This window comes from Pseudomonas sp. FP198, assembly GCF_030687895.1.
GTDB lineage: Bacteria > Pseudomonadota > Gammaproteobacteria > Pseudomonadales > Pseudomonadaceae > Aquipseudomonas.
Genome location: NZ_CP117452.1, coordinates 5651527 through 5670651 on the forward strand (window position 1 = coordinate 5651527; position 19125 = coordinate 5670651).

Genomic DNA, 19125 nt, shown 5'->3' on the forward strand with positions numbered 1-19125 from the left:
TCCTCTGTTATCGATGAGCTAATCCTGCCGGGCCTTGCCTCACAGGGTGATAGCCGCAGACGCCAACCTGTTGACCGCAAGCGCCAATTGCCATGACGGAACCCACCTCCCTCGCCAGCTGGACCCGCGCCCTGCGCAAACAGCTCGATGCACTGGGCCTGGACAGCCATGCCTTGTGCCTGGAGGCGGGCCTGGACCCACAATGGATGGATGACCCGAACGCCCGTTATCCGCTCTCGGCCACCACGCGCCTGTGGGCGCTCGCGGTGCAGGCCAGCGGCGATCCGGCGCTCGGCCTGCGGGTGTCGCGCTTTGTCAGCCCCACCACCTTTCATGCGCTGGGTTATGCCCTGGTAGCCAGCGGCAGCCTGCGGGAAGTGTTCGAGCGGATCGTGCGTTACCACCCGGTGGTAAGCGATGCGCTGACGCTGCAACTGAGCCGTGGCGAGGATCGCTACCGCTTCAGTCTCGACGTACCGGCGGGACGTCCGGCGCCGGCCCTGGAAGCCATCGACGCATTCGCCGCGATCTACGTGCGCACCTGCCGTAACCGCCTCGGCCGCGATTACGCCCCGCTGGCGGTTTATCTGCGGCGACCGGAGCCGGCAGACCCCTCCCCTTGGCACAAAGTGTTCCGTTCACCGGTGCACTTCGATGCCGGACACGATTGCCTGGAGTTCAGCCTCGCCGATTTCGACAGTCACCTGGACGACGCCAACCCGGAGCTGGCCGAACACAACGAAACCGTGCTCAAGCGCACCCTCGCCCAGCTGCAGCCGTTGACCTGGGAGCGCAAGGTCCGCGCCGCCATCGAAGCACAACTGCCCGAAGGCGAACCCAGCGCCGAACGCATCGCCCAGACCATGCACCTGAGTCTGCGCAGTCTGCAGCGGCATCTGGCCGACGAAGGCTGCCGCTTCGACGCGCTGCTCAATGAATGCCGGGAAAACCTGGCCTTGCTGCATCTGCGCGATCCGCAATGCTCATTGAGCGAGGTCAGTTATCTGCTGGGTTTTGCTGATACCAGCAGCTTCAGCCGCGCCTTCAAGCGCTGGACCGGTATGACGCCGGGGCAGTTTCGGGATGGGTTGCGTTAGGGATCTACAGTACCTGGGCCGGCCTCATCGCGAGCAAGCTCGCTCCCACATCTGATCTGCGGCGCCCATAAAACCTGTGGGAGCGAGCCTGCTTGCGATGGCCCAGCTCAGCCGTTGTCAGGTTTGAGGCTGCGTGCAAGCCCAGCCTTCCACGCCTCGCCCATTGCCTCGCCAGTTGCTCTGAACGTTTGATTAGCGTCCATGTAGCGACGCATCTCGGCCAACGCAAGGTCCATCCCATACGCGTCAGGCGCATAAGTGAACACTGAATCGCTGCGCTGTTGGCCTCGCCCAAGGATGCCGATCGCCGCTTCGCTGACGGTGACTTGCAACCTGTCCAGACCTTGTTCATCAGTCATGGAAAGAGTCCTTTTTCAGTGTGTCGAGCGTCGGGCGCTTCGTCGGACGGGCAATCGCTGTCAACTCATAGCCGAAACCGTTGAGAATAGCTTCGACCTTACGAATGCCGACTTCAGCAATAGTATTGTTTTCAATCCCCGAAATCGTCGCGCGGCTCATGCCGTACTGCGCAGCCAATGCCTGCTGGGAAAGACGGTGTTCCTTACGCAATCGCCTGATCAACGCACCGAGGGTTTCCATACGCCAACTCCGCATCGTATACAGTGCAAAAATGATCAGAAAAAACAAAATGCACTATATTTAATTCAATTTAGCCGAGTGTAGCGCAATCAAGATCCGTAGAAGTGGTCGGCTCAAGTAGAAGCCAGCCGCCGCAACCCTTCCATATCGAGGATTTCGATCTCGCCATAACCAAGCTGAAGAATGCCCTGCCCCTGCAGATCCTTGAGAATCTGGTTGGTGGTCTGGCGCGACAGGGAAAGCATCAACGCCAGTTGGTCCTGGGGCAGTTGCAGAACCCGGCGTGCCGGTTCGATTTCACCGTAGCCTTCGGCAATCATCAGCAAGCGATGGACCACGCGGGCCGGAGCAGGCATCAGGCTCAGGTGTTCGAGGTTGACGAAGGTCAGGCGCAACTTGTGGCTCATCAGCAAGGCCAGCTGCCGCCAATAACCCGGTTGTTCTTCGAGAAAAGCCAACAGCCCGGCCTGAGGCACATGCAACAACGTGCATTGCCCGACCCCCTGCGCGTCATGGGTACGTGGCTGGCCATCGAACAGGCTGATTTCGCCGAACCAATAGGGTGGCTCCACGACGCTCAGCAGCGCCTCCTTGCCCTGCTCACTGACGGCGCCGATCCGCACAGCCCCTTCGAGCACCGCGTACACGCCGCACGGCGGATCGCCGCGCTTGAACAACCGCTGACCGGGCGACAGGCGACGCAGCCGCGACATCTCCAGCAGACTATTCTGTAACTCGGCGGGCAGATGGCTGTACCAGTGGCCGGTCATCAAGTGCGCATGCCAGGTATGGGTATTCATGGAAACTCCGGGACAAGTGTCGGCTAGCTGACAGAGCGCCTGGTGGAACCTGGGCATCATGCGGGCATCACCTCAGGAGGAACAACAATGAAAAGCCTCGTCGATCATCTCAGTCAATACGCGGCCTATCACCGCGACCCACGCAACATCGCCAGCCACTTCATCGGTATTCCGCTGATTTTCGTCGCCGTCGCGGTGCTGTTGTCACGGCCGGGATGGCCGGTTGGCGCGATTTTGATTTCGCCCGCGCTGCTGGTGGCAGTGGCCAGTGCCTGGTTCTACCTGCGCCTGGAATTGCGCCTGGGTGTGCTGATGACCGTGCTGTTGGGGCTTGCCGTCTGGCTGGGCCAGGCGCTCGCCGCGCAAAGCACCGCGACATGGCTGGCCAGCGGCCTGGGCATGTTTGTGGTGGGCTGGGTGATCCAGTTCGTCGGCCACTATTACGAAGGGCGCAAACCGGCGTTCGTCGATGACCTCACCGGGTTGATTGTCGGGCCGTTGTTCGTCGTGGTCGAAGCTGGTTTTCTGTTGGGACTCAGAGACGATCTGAAGCGGGCGATCGAGGAGCGCGCAGGTCCGGTGGCGCTGCGCAACCCACGCTCAACCGCTTGAAAAACCGGGCGGCAACGATCACGCACCGTTGCCGCCCGGGTATCACACCGTACCGAACTCGATCCGAACCGTCAGTGCGCCGATGTTGTCGGTCAGGCCGGCGCCGTGCTGCCCCGTCAAGTCATCATTGATGCACAGCTGTAACTCGCCCGGTTCGCTCACCGGAAGCTGTGCCAGATCGCCGATCAGGAAGGGTGTCCCGCCGTCGCCCACGCGCCCGATCAAGGCGCCTTCAGCGGCGTTGGGCAACGTATAGCTGGAATAGGCGATGTGCCGCGAACCACCGTTTCCATCGACCATGCCCCCTTCCCGGCTGGCCTGCCATTTTCCACTGACGTAACGAACCAGCCGGGGAACCTGGGCGTTGAGTTGCACACCGGTACCCTGCCAGGCGACGTTGGACTGGACCTGCATCGTCACCGCCCGCAGGTCGTTGGCCAGCGTATCCCCGGCCTGGAATGACAGCGCGGCGATTGTCAGGCTCGGGTTCGAGGTACCGGTACTCGGGAAGACACCATCGCCCACCAGGAACAGGTTCTTGTGATCCCAACTGCGCTGGTATTTGTCCACCACCGATTTGGCGGGGTCGTCGCCCATGCGGTAAGTCCCCATCAGGTGACCGGCGCCTTGGAAGCTGTAATGCTCCTTCTCGTAATCGAAGTATCCCGGTCCAATCGTGTGCGTCAGTTCCTGCGCGCCTAGCAAGTCCTTGATGATATGGCTGGCTAGCATCTTCGCCTTTTGGAACCCTTTCTTGGTGTAATCGGAAAGGTCGTAGTGGATTTCCGGCCGGGGAATGCCGAGTCGGTCGTTGAATTCAGTCGATGGCTTGATGAAGCAATCGGCATTGTCGGGATCGTCCTCGACCTGCTCGACCAGGAACCCGATTCGGAACTGACGGACAAAGACGTCGTTGAGCTTGCGCACCAGCGCCGTTCCGGACAGCAACGTATTGCTCGGGTTGGCGCCACCGTTGTTCACCCCATCGATAAAGTCGGCCACAGTGGCGTATGGATCGCCGACCGGCCAGTTCCAACCCTCGTTGCCGATTTCTATACGCCACGCTGCCCGATCGCTGCGAAAGGCCCCGTCGCGCAAGCTCTCGATGCCGGCGGTGGACACCGGACCCCGATAGGGGAAGATCGTCTTGCCCTCAGGCATCAGCCCCCAAGCCAGATAAATGGGATGGTCAGCCAGACTGCGCCCCACTTGCCCGCTGCTGTTGGCCACGCCTGAATTCAATAACAGTTTCGGCGTCTCGATCGCATGGGCGGCAATCACGTAACGCTGTGCGACGGCCACGCCTGTTCCAGTCTTGGGACCGTCCCCCAACTGATACTGCATGAACTCGATACCATTGACGTTGCTGTCGGCGCCAACGGTTACCTTGCTGGCCACGGTCCGATAGAGCACTCGGACCTTGCCCGTGGCCAAGGCTTTGTTCATGGTCACAGTGGCGTCGTACTTGGCCTGGATCGGACAGATCGGCGTACAGTTGGTGTTACCGGCGCAGACCCGGCGGCCGGCATAAGGCTGGGAGTTGCGCCCGGCCGGCGTCGGGCTGACTACCAGCGGCAAGCTATCGAACGTCTTCCCCGTGACGGCAGTGACAAAGCTTCCATCGACCAGAGATAACGGAATGCTGTGCATCGGGAAGGCATAACCTTCAGGGAAGGTCATGCCCAGATAGGCTTGATCGGAAACGTTGGCCGATACGCCGATCTCAGCCTCGGCCCGGCAGTAGGCGCTCTGCAGGTCATCGTAGCCGATAGGCCAGTCCACACCGACGCCGTACAAAGTCTTCAGGCGGAAATCGTTCGGCACCATGCGCAGGCATGTTCCCACCCAATGCCAGGTCGTGCCGCCGCCTACGCGTTCATAGGTGCTGGTAAATGGCAGTGGCCCCTTTTGCACCAGATAGCTGATCTTCGGGTCGTCCCAGCCAAGGATCAAGTCGGCGATGGTGGCTCGCGGCGCGTTCTGGCCGGCCGGCTCACGTCTCGGATCCAGGCTGGTCACCGGGGGGTAGGGAGATTCCGGGGTTTTCAAGGTCGACGTGTAGAAGCGCTCCAGGTACTGCGAACGATTGGCCGGTATCTCCGGCCCCGACTCGAGTACCAGCACGTCGATTCCAGCCATGCCCAACTGATAAGCGATGATGCTACCGGCTAAACCTGCGCCAACAATCACCACTTCTGCTTGTTCGCTACTCATGACAACGCTCCTTGCTGTCCATTGGCAGATACGCCGGTCAACTCTTCAAGGCTGGGGGGCGTGCTGTTCCAGTAACCGAAGAACGATTCGCTGTAGCCCATCGGATGAGCCTGGGCAATTTTCCAGGCCCAGCTATAGATATAGGCTTGGTCAGACACCACCGCCGAACCGTCGAACTTCGGCCCTCCAAAAGGCGGATACCAAACGCCCAACAGCCACAGCTTCATGATCGAACGCGCAACCAGCACAGCGTCTGGAACCTTCTGCTGCGCGGGAACGGCCAGCACTTGACGGGCGATTTCGTCCGGCGGTACATGGTCCGCCGCCAGGGTGGCGTATTGGGACAACAACGCGTTGAGCGCCTCGGGAGGGACTCGCGCGCAGACATAGTCGAGAAAGATCGGCGGCAAACCGACCGGGTCGATCGTCGGTGCCAGATGCTCGGTCGAGATACCAATCAGGGCCGACGACAGGCCTACGAAATTAACCAGATCAGTGCTCATTGCTTGGCTCCTTGTCCACTCGTGGACTGTGCGCGTTCGAGCAAATAGGTGAAGTCCGCGAAGCTGGTGCGCGGGGACTCGGTGACATGGGTCGCCGCGTTGCCATGACACGCCATGCAACTGGAGGACGCCTGGGGCACGGTGCCCTGGATATAGGTTTCCAGCGTGGCGTTGGCCAGGAACGAAGGCGCGGGGCTGCCTAGCGGGTTCGCCGCCGAAATTTTGCAATCCTGCTGCGCGTCGGTCGGCCATTGGGTGCTGATCAACTGATAGTTCGCCCAGACGCTCTGCGGATTGGCCGTGCGCAACAGCGCTTGATAGGTCGCGTTGAGTTTCCTGGTTGCATCGGTCAACGGCTCTTCGCGCACGATCTGCGACGGGGTCGCCTTGACCGCCGGATTCCAGGGACGGACTGGAGGCTGGTTGATCTCGCTTTTGCTGGCGGCGTCATAGAACAGGTAAGGGCCGACACGCTCGCCGGGCGGCGTGGTTTTTTCAGGGACGTTGGCAACGTGCTCGAAGGTCGACCATACCCACTGGGGCGCGCTGTTGGTTTTGTGAACAATGTGCAATCCCACCAGCCCGACCGACTCGGCCACGCACGTATCCTCGACAATGGCGCCCTTGCCCGGGTCGCTGTTGCCAGGCGTGTAAACCAGGGCATCGACGGTATGAAAACTCTCCGGTTTGTCGTTGGGGCCCAGCACTTTCCACGAGGCTTTCACCATCACCGCACCGACCTCTTTCTTGTCGGCGGAGCTACAGCTGAAAGCCACGGTGTTGCTGGGATTAGAGGCAAAAAACTTCTGCTGGCCTTCGATGCTATACAAGCCGTTACCGACGATCCCATCGAACATCGATTGGTTGACCACAATTTCGTTGCGCGTATAGACGCCGTTCTGATCCACCAGCGGACCGCTCTCGAAGGGCTGGATAAACTCGTCCAGCACATCGGGCACCTTGCCCATCTGTTGCAGCAAGCGGCCCGGCTTGAGCGCTTTACAGGCTTCTGGCAGGGTTGCCGGTGCATCCCATGGCAGCGGCGTTTGACCCTTCGCTCGGAAAATCTGGTAGCTCTCTTTCCAGCTCTCCCACACCGTCGCACCATCCTGCTTGCCGATGGTGACGCCGGTATTCGGCTTGCCATCGTCCAGCGCCGGCCAGTTCAGCGCGATGAACGTCTGCCATGACAGCTCATCGAAATTGGCTTGCAGGCTGGACAGGGTAGCCGGTTCGGTAAAGGTGGCATCGAAGGGGATCTGAGGGGACAGCGAGGGGGTGGCGCTGACGTGCGGGCTCAACAAGACGCTTAACAATGCACAGCCCAACGGGCCGCGCCGACTGACTTCCATTCTCATGCTTTCTCTCCTTGGCATCAGGGCGCCAGGAGAAATAACACCGGTCCTTCATGGACTCTCACTTGCCTCCTGGCTTGTCAGAGTCTAGGTAGTGTTCAGGACCACAAAGACCTTTCAGTAGAACGAATCGAAGCAAGGCCAAGCGGGTGTTATTCAGATTCAGGCCGGGCTGTCCGTGAGGAGGCCTTCGCGAGCAGGCTCGCTCCCACAGTTGATCTGCGCCATACACAAATCCCCTGTGGGAGCGAGCTTGCTCGCGATGTTCTTGATCTTAAAGATTGGCGACTTTCTGCCAGACCTTCGGCTTGAAGAACAGTGTCTCGCCCTTCGCCAACCCAACCAGGCTGTCATGGTCCTTCACTACTTCGGCCTCGATCAGTTCGCTCTGGCCTTCGACCTTCAACGTCACCCGCGTGGTCGCGCCAAGCGGGCGAATGTCGCGCACTTCGGCGGCGTGGTGGTCTTCCAGTTCCGAGCGCGACAGCGACACTTCATGCGGACGGAACAGCACATGCCGGTCCTCCCCGAGATGCAGGCGGTTCGAGTCGCCCAGGAAGTGATAGACAAAATCACTGGCCGGGTTCTCGTACACATCGCCCGGTGAGCCGATCTGCTCGATCACGCCCTTGTTCATCACCACGATCCGGTCGGCCACTTCCATGGCCTCCTCCTGGTCGTGGGTCACGAATACCGAGGTCAGGTTGATGTCCTCGTGCAGCCGCGCCAGCCAGCGGCGCAGTTCCTTGCGGACCTTGGCGTCGAGGGCGCCGAACGGTTCGTCCAGCAGCAACACCTTGGGCTCCACCGCCAAGGCGCGAGCCAGGGCGATACGCTGGCGCTGACCACCGGACAACTGCTCCGGATAACGGTCGGCGAGCCAGTCCAGCTGCACCATGTTCAGCAGTTCATGGACCTTGGTCGCGATCTGGCTTTCGCTCGGGCGCTGGCCCTTGGGCTTCATGCGCAGGCCGAAGGCGACGTTGTCGAACACCGTCATGTGGCGGAACAGGGCGTAGTGCTGGAACACAAAACCGACGTTGCGATCACGCACGTCGTGGCCGGATACGTCTTCACCATGGAACACGATGTTGCCCTGGTCCGGCGTCTCGAGGCCGGCAATGATCCGCAGCAGGGTCGTCTTGCCACAGCCCGACGGGCCGAGCAGCGCCACCAGCTCGCCGCTCTGGATGTCCAGGCTGATATCGTCGAGGGCCTTGAAGGCGTTGAAATTCTTGCTGACGTTACGGACTTCGATCGACATGACTTATTCCTCCGCGGCGCTGGCGCGCAGGCGGTTGATTCGGTTTTCGCTCCACTGCTTGAGCAGCAGGATGAAGAGCGCCAGGATCAGCAACAGGCTCGCCACGGCGAACGCGGCCACGTGGTTGTATTCGTTGTAGAGGATCTCGACGTGCAGCGGCAGGGTGTTGGTCACCCCGCGAATGTGCCCGGAAACCACCGACACCGCGCCGAACTCGCCCATGGCCCGGGCGGTACACAGCACCACGCCATAGATCAGGCCCCACTTGATGTTCGGCACGGTGACATGCCAGAACATCTGCCAGCCGTTGGCGCCCAGCAGGCGCGCGGCTTCTTCTTCCTGGGTGCCCTGCTCCTGCATCAGCGGGATCAGTTCACGGGCCACGAACGGCACGGTGACAAAGATCGTCGCCAGGACGATGCCCGGGAGCGCGAACACGATCTGGATGTCGTGATCCGACAGCCACGGCCCGAACAGGCCTTGGGCGCCAAACATCAACACGTAGACCAGGCCAGCGATTACCGGCGATACCGAGAACGGCAGGTCGATCAGCGTCACCAACATGCTTTTGCCACGGAACGAATACTTGCTCACGCACCATGCGGCGCTGACGCCGAACACCAGGTTCAACGGCACCGAGATCAACACGGCAAACACGGTGAGCTTGAGCGCCGACAACGCATCGGGCTCGAAGATCGCCGCGAAGAAAGTACCCAGGCCCGACTTCAGGCCCTGGGATACCACGATGAACAGCGGCAAGAGCAGAAACAGTGCAAAAACCAGCCAGCCGAGACCGATCAGGATGCGCCGCGAAACCGCGCTGCCGCGGCGGGCAGCGTTGGTGGAGGCGGCGGAAATAGACGATTGGGACATGGTTCGCGCCTCCTTATGGGGTTTCGATGCGCCGCTGCAACAAGTTGATCAGCAGCAGCAGGACGAAGGAAACCACCAGCATCAGCACGCCGATGGAGGTGGCGCCGGTGTAGTCGTATTGGTCGAGCTTGACCATGATCAGCAACGGCAGGATCTCGGTTTTCATCGGCATGTTGCCGGCGATGAAAATCACCGAACCGTACTCGCCCACGCCACGGGCAAAAGCCAGGGCGAAGCCGGTCAACCAGGCCGGCAACAACGCCGGCACGAGGATGTGGCGGAACACCTGCCATGGCTTGGCACCGAGGCATGCGGCGGCTTCTTCGACTTCACGGGGAATGTCGGCGAGCACCGGCTGCACCGTGCGCACCACGAACGGCAGCGTCACGAAGGTCAGCGCCAGGGTGATGCCCAGCGGGGTGTAGGCGATCTTGAATCCGAGATCGGTGGCGAACTGGCCGACCAGACCGGTCGGCGCGTACAACGCCGTCAGGGCGATACCGGCCACGGCGGTGGGCAAGGCGAACGGCAAATCGATCATCGCGTCGATGATCTTGCGCCCCGGGAAGGTGTAGCGCACCAGCACCCAGGCCAGCAGCGTGCCAATCACGCCATTGATGATCGCAGCGTACAGCGCGGTGCCGAAACTGAGCTTCAAGGCTGCCAGCACCCGCGGCGCCGAAATGATCGCCCAGAACTGTTCCCAGGTGAGTTGGGCGGCATGCACGAACATCGCCGCCAGGGGTATGAGCACAATCAGACTGAGGTACACCAGGGTGTAGCCCAGCGTCAGCCCGAAGCCGGGTATGACGGGGGATATGCGACGCGACATAAAGGTCCTTGGTTGAGAACGCACTTACCGTGGCGAGGGAGCTTGCTCCCGCTGGGCTACGAAGTAGCCCCAGAAATTCTGGGAGCGCTTCGCACTCCAGCGGGAGCAAGCTCCCTCGCCACAATGAATTACGGCCTGGATCCGACTAGCCCAGCTTACTGCGCCTGATAGATCTGGTCGAACACACCGCCATCGTTGAAGAATTTAGGCTGTGCTGTTTTCCAGCCGCCGAAGTCCTTGTCGATGGTCACCAGCTCAAGTTTCGGGAACTGCCGGGCGTATTTGGCGGCGACGTCCTTGTCACGCGGGCGATAGAAGTTTTTCGCCGCGATTTCCTGACCGGCCGGGCTGTACAGGTGCTTGAGGTACGCTTCGGCGATCTCGGCATTACCCTTTTTCTCGGCATTCTTGTCCACCACCGCCACCGGCGGTTCGGCGAGGATCGACAGCGACGGCACGACGATGTCGAACTTGTCCGCGCCACCGTCCTCTTTCAGGGCCAGGAACGCTTCGTTTTCCCAGGCCAGCAACACATCGCCCTGACCGTTGTTGACGAACGTGATGGTCGAGCCACGGGCACCGGTGTCGAGGATCGGCACGTGCTTGAACAGCGCCTGCACGTATTCCTTGGCCTTGGCTTCGTCGCCACCGTTGGCTTTCAGGCCGTAGGCCCAGGCGGCGAGGAAATTCCAGCGGGCACCGCCGGAGGTCTTCGGGTTTGGCGTGATGACCGAGACATCATCCTTGATCAGGTCGCCCCAATCCTTGATGGCCTTCGGATTGCCCTTGCGCACCAGGAACACAATGGTCGAGGTGTAAGGGGTGCTGGCATCCGGCAGGCGTTTTTGCCAGTCCGTCGGCAGCGACTTGCCCAATTTGGCAATTTCGTCGATGTCGCCGGCCAGGGCCAGGGTCACGACGTCGGCCCGCAGGCCGTCAATTACTGCTCGGCCTTGCTTGCCCGAACCACCATGGGACTGCTGGATTTTCACGGTGTCGTCCGGATGGGCTTTTTTCCAGAAGCTGGCAAATTCGGCGTTGTAATCCTGATACAGCTCGCGGGTCGGGTCGTAGGACACGTTGAGCAACTCATAGTCCTTGGCAACCGCGGAACCTGCAAAAACAGCGCTGGCCAGGGCGGCCAAGGCATAACGGCGAATCGACGACATGGTGAAAGCTCCTGGAATTCTGGTTTTTATGGCTTCTGAAATCGTTTGTCCGGTAACCGGAATCGCAGCCTGCGGCAGCTCCTGCATCAAGCCCCCCGGCAGGAACTGGCGAAGGCTGTGATCCTTCAACTCGGTTTATGACTCGGTTGCTGCAAGCGGAATTTTTCCTTGCGCTCGATCTGGACCACCTGGGCGTTGTGCACAGTGATCTCCACCGCGCCAAAGCGCAGGTCACGCAAGGCACTCTGGATCTCGCGCAAGATGGTTGCTTCGTCCTGGCCGTCAACGCTACGTAGGGATGCGCTCATGCTGCTGCTCCTTTGAATGAATGCCTGGCAGTGGGCGGCACTGCTTGCGGCGTGGGAGCAATACTAGATAAGTGCAGATATTCTTAAAAAGACTATTTAAGAATTTTTATATAACCAAACTGAAATTCCGTTATCGGGCGATCGTCGGCGCCCGATCCCAATCCAGCTGCTGCGCCGCCACTGGCCGTCCAAACCAATATCCCTGCCCCAGCTCACACGCCTGTTCAAGCAGAAACGCCGCCTGCTCTCGCTGCTCGATACCCTCAGCGTGGACCTGCATGCCCATGCTGCGGGCCAGGGCAATGATTACCCGGACGATCGCCGCGTCGTCTTCATCCCAGGGCAACCCGGCGACAAAACCCTGGTCGATCTTGAGTTTCTGCACGGGTAGACGCTTGAGCCGCAGCAGCGACGAATAACCTGTGCCGAAATCATCGATGGCCAACCGCACGCCCAACTCCCGCAGACGGTGCATTTGTTCCAGCGCCACCTCCGGATCATCCATGACCGCACTTTCGGTCACCTCCAGCTCAAGGAAGGCCGGATCGAGGCCCGTGTCGTGAAGTACGCGAGCGACCTGCTCATACAATTCGCGGCGAGCAAACAAACGGCTGGAGACGTTGACCGCAACGAATGACAAAACCACACCGGCCTGTCGCCAAAGACACATTTGCCGACACGCCTGGTCCATGACCCAGGCATCGATCTGGGCGATCAACCCCGTGCGCTCGGCGATGGGAATGAACTCGGCCGGCGAAACCAACCCGCGCACGGGGTGTTCCCAACGCACCAGCGCCTCGACGCCGACCAGCCGGCTGGTGGCCAGGTCGTGCACCGGTTGGTAATGCACCCGTAGCTCCTGCTGCTGGAGCGCGCGACGCAGTTCGAAGGCGATCTCGACCCTTTGCTGGGCATGAGCAGTGAGTTCCTCGGTATATAAGGCGTAGCCGTCACGTCCGCTGTTCTTGGCCTTGAACAGTGCCGAGTCGGCGTTGCGCAGCAGTTGCCCGGCGCTGAGGGCGTCACCGGGAAACAGGCTGATGCCGATGCTGGCGTTGATAAACAGCGATTGCTCGCCGAGCTGCAACGGGGCTTTCAAGGCATCGAGGATACGCCGGGCCAAAGCCGCGGCCTGACCCGGCTGCGAGCAGTTTTCCACCAGCACCGCGAATTCGTCACCGCCTAGCCGCGCCAGGGTGATACCGGGCGCAAACAGCCCGAGGAAACGTTCGGCCACGCCTTTGAGCAGCTCGTCACCGACGTTGTGCCCGAGGCTGTCGTTGATGTTCTTGAAATGATCCAGGTCCAGCAGCAGCAACGCGCACCCACGCTTGTGCAGTTGCGCCGACGCCACCGCCTGCTCGGCGCGATCGGAAAACAGCAGGCGATTGGGCAGGCCGGTCAGCGGATCATGATGGGCCAGATGCGCCAGCTCATGCTCCGAGTCCTTGATCGCACTGATGTCGGAAAACACCGCGACGTATTGGCTGACTTCGCCGGTGTCATCGACGACGGCGCGGATGGTCTGCCATTGCGGGTAGATTTCACCGCTCTTGCGGCGGTTCCAGATTTCGCCACTCCATTCGCCGCGGCTGGATAGCGCTGCGAACATCTCTCGATAGAAAGCCGGGCCATGCCGGCCGGACTTGAACAGATTCGGTTGCCGACCCAACACTTCGTCGCGGGCATACCCGGTGATTGCCATGAATGCCCGGTTCACATGCACGATCAAACCACGGCGGTCCGTGACCAGGACACCTTCGCGGGTGCAGTCGAACACCGCGGCGGCTTGGCGTAACCGTTCACGGTCGACATTGCCCGCGGCCTTCTCGAAAAAGCGTGTTATCCGCACCCGTGCGATGAAAATCAATCCGGCACTGACGAGTACCCAGGCATAACCGTTGATCAGTTGCCAACGCAGCCGATCGGCCGAATGATCGAAGAAACTGCTCAATAAATAACCAACCAGCTGCAGCCAGGCGACTGACAGCACCAGATAAAGCAGTGCCCCACGCATGGCAGCGCGGTGATAGACGGTCATGCGGTCATCCATGTCCCTGTAATGTGAGGGGATTATAGAGGAAGAAACATTCTGCCACTCTTATCTGAAAGGCCGACTGGTTTTATCGCCGGGGCCAGGGATAATGCAACGGCAGTTTTCATCTTTATCGAGGGCCCTACAGCCTATGTGGTACGAAGGTTTTCTTGGCTTGTCGGCCTGGTCGCTGGTGGCAGTCACCCTGCTGATGACTCACGTGACGATCATCAGCGTCACGGTCTACTTGCACCGGTATTCGGCTCACCGCTCCCTGGAACTCAACGCCGGTCTCAAACATTTCTTCCGCTTCTGGCTGTGGCTGACCACGGCACAGAATACGCGCGAGTGGACCGCCATCCACCGCAAGCACCACGCCAAATGCGAAACCGAGGACGACCCCCACAGCCCGGTGATCAAAGGCCTGTCTACGGTGCTGCGCAAGGGCGCCGAGCTGTACCGCGCCGAAGCGGAAAATCCGGAAACCTTGCGCATCTACGGCAAGAACTGCCCCGAGGACTGGATCGAACGCAACCTGTACAGCCGCTTCCCCCTCCTGGGCGTGGCGATCATGGGTGTCATCGACCTGCTGCTGTTCGGCACCATCGGCATCACTATCTGGGCCATCCAGATGATGTGGATCCCGGTCTGGGCCGCGGGCGTGGTCAATGGCCTGGGGCATGCCGTGGGCTACCGCAATTTCGAATGCCGTGACGCGGCCACCAACCTGGTGCCTTGGGGCATCCTCATTGGTGGCGAAGAACTGCACAACAACCACCACACCTATCCCAATTCGGCCAAGCTGTCGGTGCGCAAGTGGGAATTCGACCTGGGCTGGGCCTGGATCAAGGTCTTCAGTTTCCTGCGCCTGGCCAAGGTCCAGCGGGTCGCGCCGATCGCCCACCGGGTCGAAGGCAAGGGCCACCTGGACATGGACACCGCCATGGCGATCCTCAACAACCGTTTCCAGATCATGGCCCAGTACCGCAGGCTGGTCATCGCGCCCCTGGTCAAGCAGGAGCTGGAAAAAGTCGATCACTCGGTCCGACATCAGTTTCATCGGGCCAAACGCCTGTTGTCCCGTGAAACCAGCCTGCTCGACGAGCGCCATCATGTGCGCATCCAGAACATGCTGGAGCACAGCCAGGCGCTGAAGGTGATCTACGAAAAACGCCTGGCCTTGCAGCAGATCTGGGTCAAGACCAGCAGCAACGGCCACGACATGCTCGCGGCTATCAAGGAATGGGTCCACGAAGCCGAGGCCAGCGGCATCCAGTCACTGCGCGATTTTGCCGACCAGCTCAAGACTTATTCCTTGCGGCCGGCCACCGCCTGATCCCCTGTGGCGAGGGAGCTTGCTCCCGCTGGGCCGCGAAGCGGCCCCAAAACCTGCCGAATACGGAGCACGACGCATACCGCACCCGCCGGTTCACGACTGCTTCGCAGCCGAGCGGGAGCAAGCTCCCTCGCCACGAGTTCATTCCCACATGTTCGAACCGAAGCCCCCGCCCTTCGTCGCCTGAAAAGGAACTTCGCCCACAATCCCCTATCTCAAGAGCACTTCGCCATCCTGGCGGGCTTTGGAGTGAGCGCGTGCAAATCCATAGCAATGCACGTTCCTTGAGATTTGTGCCGATGGTCGACAAGAACCTACAGGATTCATCCCAGCCACATTGGCCCGAAGCGGCCCAGACACTCATGGCGCTGATGCACGCCCAAGGGGAAGTGGCGCGCCTGAGCGAGCGGGAGCAGTTGTTCAGTTCGTTGCTGGTCAGCGTCAACGCGGTGCTGTGGGCGTTCAATTGGGAAACCCGGCAAGTGCTGTACGTCAGCCCCGCCTACGAGCGGATTTTCGGCCGCCCCGCCGGCCTCGTGCTGGCTGACTACAACGAATGGCGTGACGCAATCTACCCGGACGATCTGGATTACGCCGAGCGCAGCCTGGCCGAGGTGTTGGTCAAAGGCGCCGTGGAAGATCGGGAATACCGCATCATCGCCGCCGACGGCCAGATCCGCTGGCTCAGCGATAAATGTTTCATCAATCGTCAGGCCGATCCGGGGCAACCGGTGATTGTGGTCGGCATCGCCGAAGACATTACCGAAAAGAAGCTGCTCGAAAGCGAACTGCAGCGGCTGGCGACCACCGACGTGCTCACCCAGAGCAGCAACCGCCGTCATTTCTTCGAGTGCGCCCATCGGGAATTCGAGCAGGCAAGGCTGCAAGGCACGCCGATGGCATTCCTGTTGCTGGACATCGATGACTTCAAACTGATCAACGACACTTACGGCCACCAGGAAGGCGATACGGTATTGCAAAAGATCGCCGAGAGCGGGCGGAGCGTGCTCAGGCGCGGTGACCTCTTCGGTCGGATCGGTGGTGAAGAGTTTGCCGCTGTTTTCCCCGGCTGTGCCCCGGACATGGCATTGCAGGTCGCCGAGCGCTTGCAGCGGGAAATCCAGCGCCTGGCGTTTCGCTGCGGGGAGCATGACTTCGGCATCACCGTCAGCCAGGGCCTGACTGGGATCAGCGCCGAAGACCAGACCCTCGACAACCTGTTCGCCCGTGCTGACGCGGCGATGTACGAGGCCAAGCGCCAGGGCAAGAACCGCATCATCGCGGCCTGAGTGTCTCACCATCAATCAACTGTAGGAGCGAGCCTGCTCGCGAATACGGTGTGTCAGTCGACTTATCCGTTACTGACACACTGCTTTCGCGAGCAGGCTCGCTCCCACAGGGGTCAGTGGTGAATTTACTGGCGGCGCAACCGCATCAACTCCGGCAGCCCGATCTTCAGCAAGCGCGCCGTGCGTCCCCGGGCCAGTTCTTCAAGCCCTTCGTGCGCGGGTAAATGAGCCATCTGCGCCGCCATGTTCATCACCAGCGCCTCGCGGGAATAAACCCCGCCACCGAGACCGTAGACCGCCGCGATCAACTCGCGCAGCTCCAGCGGCAAGCGCCAGCGGGTGCGCAGCGCCGAGCCAAAACCGGCGCCGAACTGTTCGAGCGAATCGCCGATTTCCTCCGGTTCGTCCAGCTCGCCGCCGGCCTGCTTCCATTCTTCCATGCAGCGCAGCAGTGCCAGGTCGCCCAAGCGATGCAACAGGCCGGCGCAATAACAGCGCTCCTGTTCCAGATCAAGCATGCGCGCCATCATCCGGGCGTACTCGGCGGTGTGCAGCGACAATTCCCAATAACGTTCGGCATAGTCCGCCAGCCAAGGCACGTTCAACCGGGCACAGCGCTTGAGGGTCAAGCCCAGGATCAGGTTCATGCTTTGCCCGGTGCCTAGCTGATGCAGCGCCTGGGCCACGGTCTGCACCGGACCGCCGCCCTGATGTTGCGCGGCGCTGTTGGCCGCGGCAATCAGCACGGCGGTGATCTGCGGGTCAGTACGGAGCTCTTCTTCCAGCAGTTTCAGATCCAGCCCACCAGGATTGAGACTGCGTTTGATCGCGACCTGCACATCGGTCATCAACGGCGCGCCTTCGGCCATGTCCCGTCGACGCTCCAGGAACGTCGCCAATGTGAGGCCCGGTCCTGGAATTGGCGCGGCGTTGGATGTGTCCTCGCTACTGAGAAGTAACCCCTGCAGACGCTGGGTCAGGTTTTCCCGGTTCAAGGGCGTGGTCAGATAGGCCGTCGGCGCCAGGGGCAAGACCTCGCGCACGCTGGCGCTGTCGTTGCGCCGGCTCACCAGGATGAACGGCAACACGGGCGTGCGGTGGTGTTGGCGCAAGCCACGCAAGATACTCAGGCCATCGACACCCGGCAGTTCCCAATCGGCGATCACCAGGTCGTAAGAATTATGCGCCAGCAGCTCCAAGGCCTGCCGTCCCTCGCCACAAGTGTCTATCCGCGCATCGCAACGCACTCCGGACAGCACCTGCTCAAGCAGCTCCCTGGACGCCGGATCGGCCTCGGCAATCAACACACGCGGTACAGCGGGTAAATCCACAGCAGTCATGCCGCATCGCTCCCTTGCAATACATGCACCTTAGACAATAACGGCCATTCCAGACAGGTCGAAACCACCGTGGATCTGTAGCCGAATATGAAAAAACCCGCCGAAGCGGGTTTCTTGTGGATCAGCACACAGCTCAGAGCTCAGAGCTCAGAGCTCGTAAATATCAAAGCTCGGAGAAACACTCTTCGATGATTGCCAGGCCTTTGTCCAGTTGCTCATCCGGCGAAGTCAGCGGCACCAGCACGCGCAGGACGTTGCCATAGGTCCCGCAGGACAGCAGGATCAAGCCCTTGTCGCGCGCCTTGGCCACTACTTGCGCAACGGCGGCAGCGTTCGGCTTGTGGGTGTCGCCATCTTCGAACAGCTCCACGGCGATCATGGCGCCCAAGGCACGGACTTCACCGATGACCGGGTATTTCTTCTGGATAGCCTTGAGGCCAGTCACCAGGCGCTCGCCAACGGCCTTGCAACGATCCAGCAGGTGTTCTTCTTCGAACACGTCCATCACCGCCAGCGCAGCGGCGCAGGCAATCGGGCTGCCGGCGTAGGTGCCGCCGAGGCCGCCTGGCGCAATGGCATCCATGTATTCGGCCTTGCCGCACACGCCGGCCAGCGGGAAACCGCCGGCAATGGATTTGGCAAAGGTGGTCAGGTCGGCGGCGACGCCCATCTGCTCCATGGCGAAGAACGTACCGGTACGACCGGCGCCGGTTTGCACTTCGTCGGCAATCAGCAGGATCCCGTGCTGGTCGCACAGGGCGCGCAGGCGCTGCATGAAGGCCTTCGGCGCCACATAGAAGCCACCCTCGCCCTGGACCGGCTCGATGATGATGGCGGCGATGTCGCGTGGCTCGGCGTCGTTCTTGAAGATGCGTTCGATGCTGGCGATGGAGTCGTCAACGCTCACGCCATGCAGCTCGTTCGGGTACAGCGCGCGGAAAATGCCGCCAGGCATCAGGCCCATGCCGGCCGAGTAAGGCACGACCTTACCGGTCAGGCCCAGGGTCATCATGGTACGACCGTGGTAAGCGCCGGTGAAGGCGATCACACCGGCACGGCCAGTGGCGGCACGGGCGATCTTCACGGCGTTTTCCACCGCTTCGGAACCGGTGGTCACCAGCAGGGTTTTCTTGGCGAAATCACCCGGGACCTTGGCGTTGATTTTTTCGCACAGCTCCACGTACGGCTCGTAGGCCAGGACCTGGAAGCAAGTGTGGGTCAGCTTGTTCAGCTGTTCGGTGACGGCGGCGATGATGTTCGGGTGCACGTGGCCGGTGTTCAGTACGGCGATACCACCGGCGAAGTCGATGAATTCACGACCTTCAACGTCGGTAACCGTGGCGTTCTTCGCCGATTCGGCAAAGATCGGGTGAATCTGGCCGACACCGCGGGGAACAGCGGCGGTACGGCGGGCCATCAGGTCTGCGTTGGTCTTGCTCATTAAAAATGTCCTCATTCGCCGCTCATCGGTCGGCGTGGCTCAAGGAATACATGGCGG

18 protein-coding genes are annotated in these 19125 nt (G+C 61.0%); 4 read left to right on the forward strand and 14 right to left on the reverse strand.

All coding sequences use genetic code 11. From position 1 onward, the window contains the following. Positions 1 to 92: 92 nt before the first annotated feature. Complete coding sequence (locus PSH78_RS25590; RefSeq protein ID WP_305497612.1) at positions 93 to 1097, forward strand: AraC family transcriptional regulator; 1005 nt, start codon at positions 93 to 95, stop codon at positions 1095 to 1097. A 107-nt stretch (positions 1098 to 1204) separates the two neighbouring features. Here the strand turns inward: PSH78_RS25590 and PSH78_RS25595 are convergent, their stop codons facing one another. The 3 genes from PSH78_RS25595 to PSH78_RS25605 all read right to left on the reverse strand — a co-directional run bounded on the left by PSH78_RS25595 (position 1205) and on the right by PSH78_RS25605 (position 2497). Then, entirely contained in the window at positions 1205 to 1456 is a 252-nt protein-coding gene (locus tag PSH78_RS25595; RefSeq protein WP_305497613.1) for a hypothetical protein, read from the reverse strand. Beyond that, positions 1449 to 1697: a helix-turn-helix domain-containing protein gene (locus tag PSH78_RS25600; RefSeq protein WP_305497614.1), complete on the reverse strand. Its 249-nt coding sequence runs from the start codon at positions 1695 to 1697 to the stop codon at positions 1449 to 1451. The genes PSH78_RS25595 and PSH78_RS25600 overlap by 8 nt, the downstream gene beginning before the upstream one ends. 113 nt (positions 1698 to 1810) lie before the next feature. Beyond that, entirely contained in the window at positions 1811 to 2497 is a 687-nt protein-coding gene (locus PSH78_RS25605) for a Crp/Fnr family transcriptional regulator (protein ID WP_305497615.1), read from the reverse strand. Positions 2498 to 2584: 87 nt separating this feature from the next. Between PSH78_RS25605 and PSH78_RS25610 the strand changes: the two genes are divergently transcribed. Next, positions 2585 to 3109, forward strand: a complete 525-nt coding sequence (locus PSH78_RS25610; protein ID WP_305497616.1) for a DUF962 domain-containing protein — start codon at positions 2585 to 2587, stop codon at positions 3107 to 3109. A 42-nt stretch (positions 3110 to 3151) separates the two neighbouring features. On the opposite strand, the gene PSH78_RS25615 is transcribed toward PSH78_RS25610, so the two are convergent. The 9 genes from PSH78_RS25615 to dibA all read right to left on the reverse strand — a co-directional run bounded on the left by PSH78_RS25615 (position 3152) and on the right by dibA (position 13668). After that, positions 3152 to 5323, reverse strand: coding sequence for a GMC family oxidoreductase (locus PSH78_RS25615; RefSeq protein WP_305497617.1), 2172 nt, complete (start codon positions 5321 to 5323; stop codon positions 3152 to 3154). Next, complete coding sequence (locus PSH78_RS25620; protein ID WP_305497618.1) at positions 5320 to 5826, reverse strand: sorbitol dehydrogenase; 507 nt, start codon at positions 5824 to 5826, stop codon at positions 5320 to 5322. The genes PSH78_RS25615 and PSH78_RS25620 overlap by 4 nt, the downstream gene beginning before the upstream one ends. Beyond that, a complete protein-coding gene (locus PSH78_RS25625) occupies positions 5823 to 7184 on the reverse strand; it encodes a cytochrome C (RefSeq protein ID WP_305497619.1) in 1362 nt (453 codons plus the stop codon). Before PSH78_RS25625 ends, PSH78_RS25620 begins: the two co-directional genes overlap by 4 nt. A 271-nt stretch (positions 7185 to 7455) precedes the next feature. Next, the gene (locus PSH78_RS25630) at positions 7456 to 8445 is read right to left on the reverse strand and encodes a sulfate/molybdate ABC transporter ATP-binding protein (protein ID WP_305497620.1); all 990 of its coding nucleotides are present in this window, start codon (positions 8443 to 8445) and stop codon (positions 7456 to 7458) included. Between the two features lie 3 nt (positions 8446 to 8448). Beyond that, entirely contained in the window at positions 8449 to 9318 is an 870-nt protein-coding gene (cysW, locus tag PSH78_RS25635) for a sulfate ABC transporter permease subunit CysW (protein ID WP_305497621.1), read from the reverse strand. A 13-nt stretch (positions 9319 to 9331) separates the two neighbouring features. Beyond that, a complete protein-coding gene (gene cysT, locus PSH78_RS25640; RefSeq protein ID WP_013692011.1) occupies positions 9332 to 10150 on the reverse strand; it encodes a sulfate ABC transporter permease subunit CysT in 819 nt (272 codons plus the stop codon). Between the two features lie 155 nt (positions 10151 to 10305). Then, entirely contained in the window at positions 10306 to 11319 is a 1014-nt protein-coding gene (locus PSH78_RS25645) for a sulfate ABC transporter substrate-binding protein (protein ID WP_305497622.1), read from the reverse strand. 125 nt (positions 11320 to 11444) lie between these two features. After that, on the reverse strand, positions 11445 to 11627 hold the full coding sequence (gene oscA / locus PSH78_RS25650; RefSeq protein WP_003186967.1) for a sulfur starvation response protein OscA: 183 nt from the start codon (positions 11625 to 11627) through the stop codon (positions 11445 to 11447). Between the two features lie 130 nt (positions 11628 to 11757). After that, positions 11758 to 13668 carry a phosphodiesterase DibA gene (gene dibA, locus PSH78_RS25655; RefSeq protein ID WP_305497623.1) on the reverse strand — a complete coding sequence of 637 codons (1911 nt, stop codon included), beginning with the start codon at positions 13666 to 13668 and terminating at the stop codon, positions 11758 to 11760. Between the two features lie 145 nt (positions 13669 to 13813). Here dibA and desA point away from each other — a divergent pair, with 145 nt between their 5' ends. Both desA and PSH78_RS25665 read left to right on the forward strand, forming a co-directional pair. Next, complete coding sequence (gene desA, locus PSH78_RS25660; protein ID WP_305497624.1) at positions 13814 to 14998, forward strand: delta-9 fatty acid desaturase DesA; 1185 nt, start codon at positions 13814 to 13816, stop codon at positions 14996 to 14998. Positions 14999 to 15297: 299 nt separating this feature from the next. After that, on the forward strand, positions 15298 to 16287 hold the full coding sequence (locus PSH78_RS25665) for a sensor domain-containing diguanylate cyclase (RefSeq protein ID WP_305501404.1): 990 nt from the start codon (positions 15298 to 15300) through the stop codon (positions 16285 to 16287). 125 nt (positions 16288 to 16412) lie between these two features. On the opposite strand, the gene PSH78_RS25670 is transcribed toward PSH78_RS25665, so the two are convergent. Both PSH78_RS25670 and gabT read right to left on the reverse strand, forming a co-directional pair. Then, complete coding sequence (locus PSH78_RS25670) at positions 16413 to 17627, reverse strand: HDOD domain-containing protein (protein ID WP_305497625.1); 1215 nt, start codon at positions 17625 to 17627, stop codon at positions 16413 to 16415. A 163-nt stretch (positions 17628 to 17790) separates the two neighbouring features. Further along, positions 17791 to 19068 carry a 4-aminobutyrate--2-oxoglutarate transaminase gene (gene gabT, locus PSH78_RS25675; RefSeq protein WP_305497626.1) on the reverse strand — a complete coding sequence of 426 codons (1278 nt, stop codon included), beginning with the start codon at positions 19066 to 19068 and terminating at the stop codon, positions 17791 to 17793. Positions 19069 to 19125 lie beyond the last annotated feature (57 nt).

Coding starts and splice junctions, on each gene's coding strand:
- PSH78_RS25590 (WP_305497612.1), top strand. CDS start 93: ATGACGGAACCCACCTCCCTCGCCAGCTGGACCCGCGCCCTGCGCAAA.
- PSH78_RS25595 (WP_305497613.1), bottom strand. CDS start 1,456: ATGACTGATGAACAAGGTCTGGACAGGTTGCAAGTCACCGTCAGCGAA.
- PSH78_RS25600 (WP_305497614.1), bottom strand. CDS start 1,697: ATGGAAACCCTCGGTGCGTTGATCAGGCGATTGCGTAAGGAACACCGT.
- PSH78_RS25605 (WP_305497615.1), bottom strand. CDS start 2,497: ATGAATACCCATACCTGGCATGCGCACTTGATGACCGGCCACTGGTAC.
- PSH78_RS25610 (WP_305497616.1), top strand. CDS start 2,585: ATGAAAAGCCTCGTCGATCATCTCAGTCAATACGCGGCCTATCACCGC.
- PSH78_RS25615 (WP_305497617.1), bottom strand. CDS start 5,323: ATGAGTAGCGAACAAGCAGAAGTGGTGATTGTTGGCGCAGGTTTAGCC.
- PSH78_RS25620 (WP_305497618.1), bottom strand. CDS start 5,826: ATGAGCACTGATCTGGTTAATTTCGTAGGCCTGTCGTCGGCCCTGATT.
- PSH78_RS25625 (WP_305497619.1), bottom strand. CDS start 7,184: ATGAGAATGGAAGTCAGTCGGCGCGGCCCGTTGGGCTGTGCATTGTTA.
- PSH78_RS25630 (WP_305497620.1), bottom strand. CDS start 8,445: ATGTCGATCGAAGTCCGTAACGTCAGCAAGAATTTCAACGCCTTCAAG.
- cysW (WP_305497621.1), bottom strand. CDS start 9,318: ATGTCCCAATCGTCTATTTCCGCCGCCTCCACCAACGCTGCCCGCCGC.
- cysT (WP_013692011.1), bottom strand. CDS start 10,150: ATGTCGCGTCGCATATCCCCCGTCATACCCGGCTTCGGGCTGACGCTG.
- PSH78_RS25645 (WP_305497622.1), bottom strand. CDS start 11,319: ATGTCGTCGATTCGCCGTTATGCCTTGGCCGCCCTGGCCAGCGCTGTT.
- oscA (WP_003186967.1), bottom strand. CDS start 11,627: ATGAGCGCATCCCTACGTAGCGTTGACGGCCAGGACGAAGCAACCATC.
- dibA (WP_305497623.1), bottom strand. CDS start 13,668: ATGACCGTCTATCACCGCGCTGCCATGCGTGGGGCACTGCTTTATCTG.
- desA (WP_305497624.1), top strand. CDS start 13,814: ATGTGGTACGAAGGTTTTCTTGGCTTGTCGGCCTGGTCGCTGGTGGCA.
- PSH78_RS25665 (WP_305501404.1), top strand. CDS start 15,298: ATGGTCGACAAGAACCTACAGGATTCATCCCAGCCACATTGGCCCGAA.
- PSH78_RS25670 (WP_305497625.1), bottom strand. CDS start 17,627: ATGACTGCTGTGGATTTACCCGCTGTACCGCGTGTGTTGATTGCCGAG.
- gabT (WP_305497626.1), bottom strand. CDS start 19,068: ATGAGCAAGACCAACGCAGACCTGATGGCCCGCCGTACCGCCGCTGTT.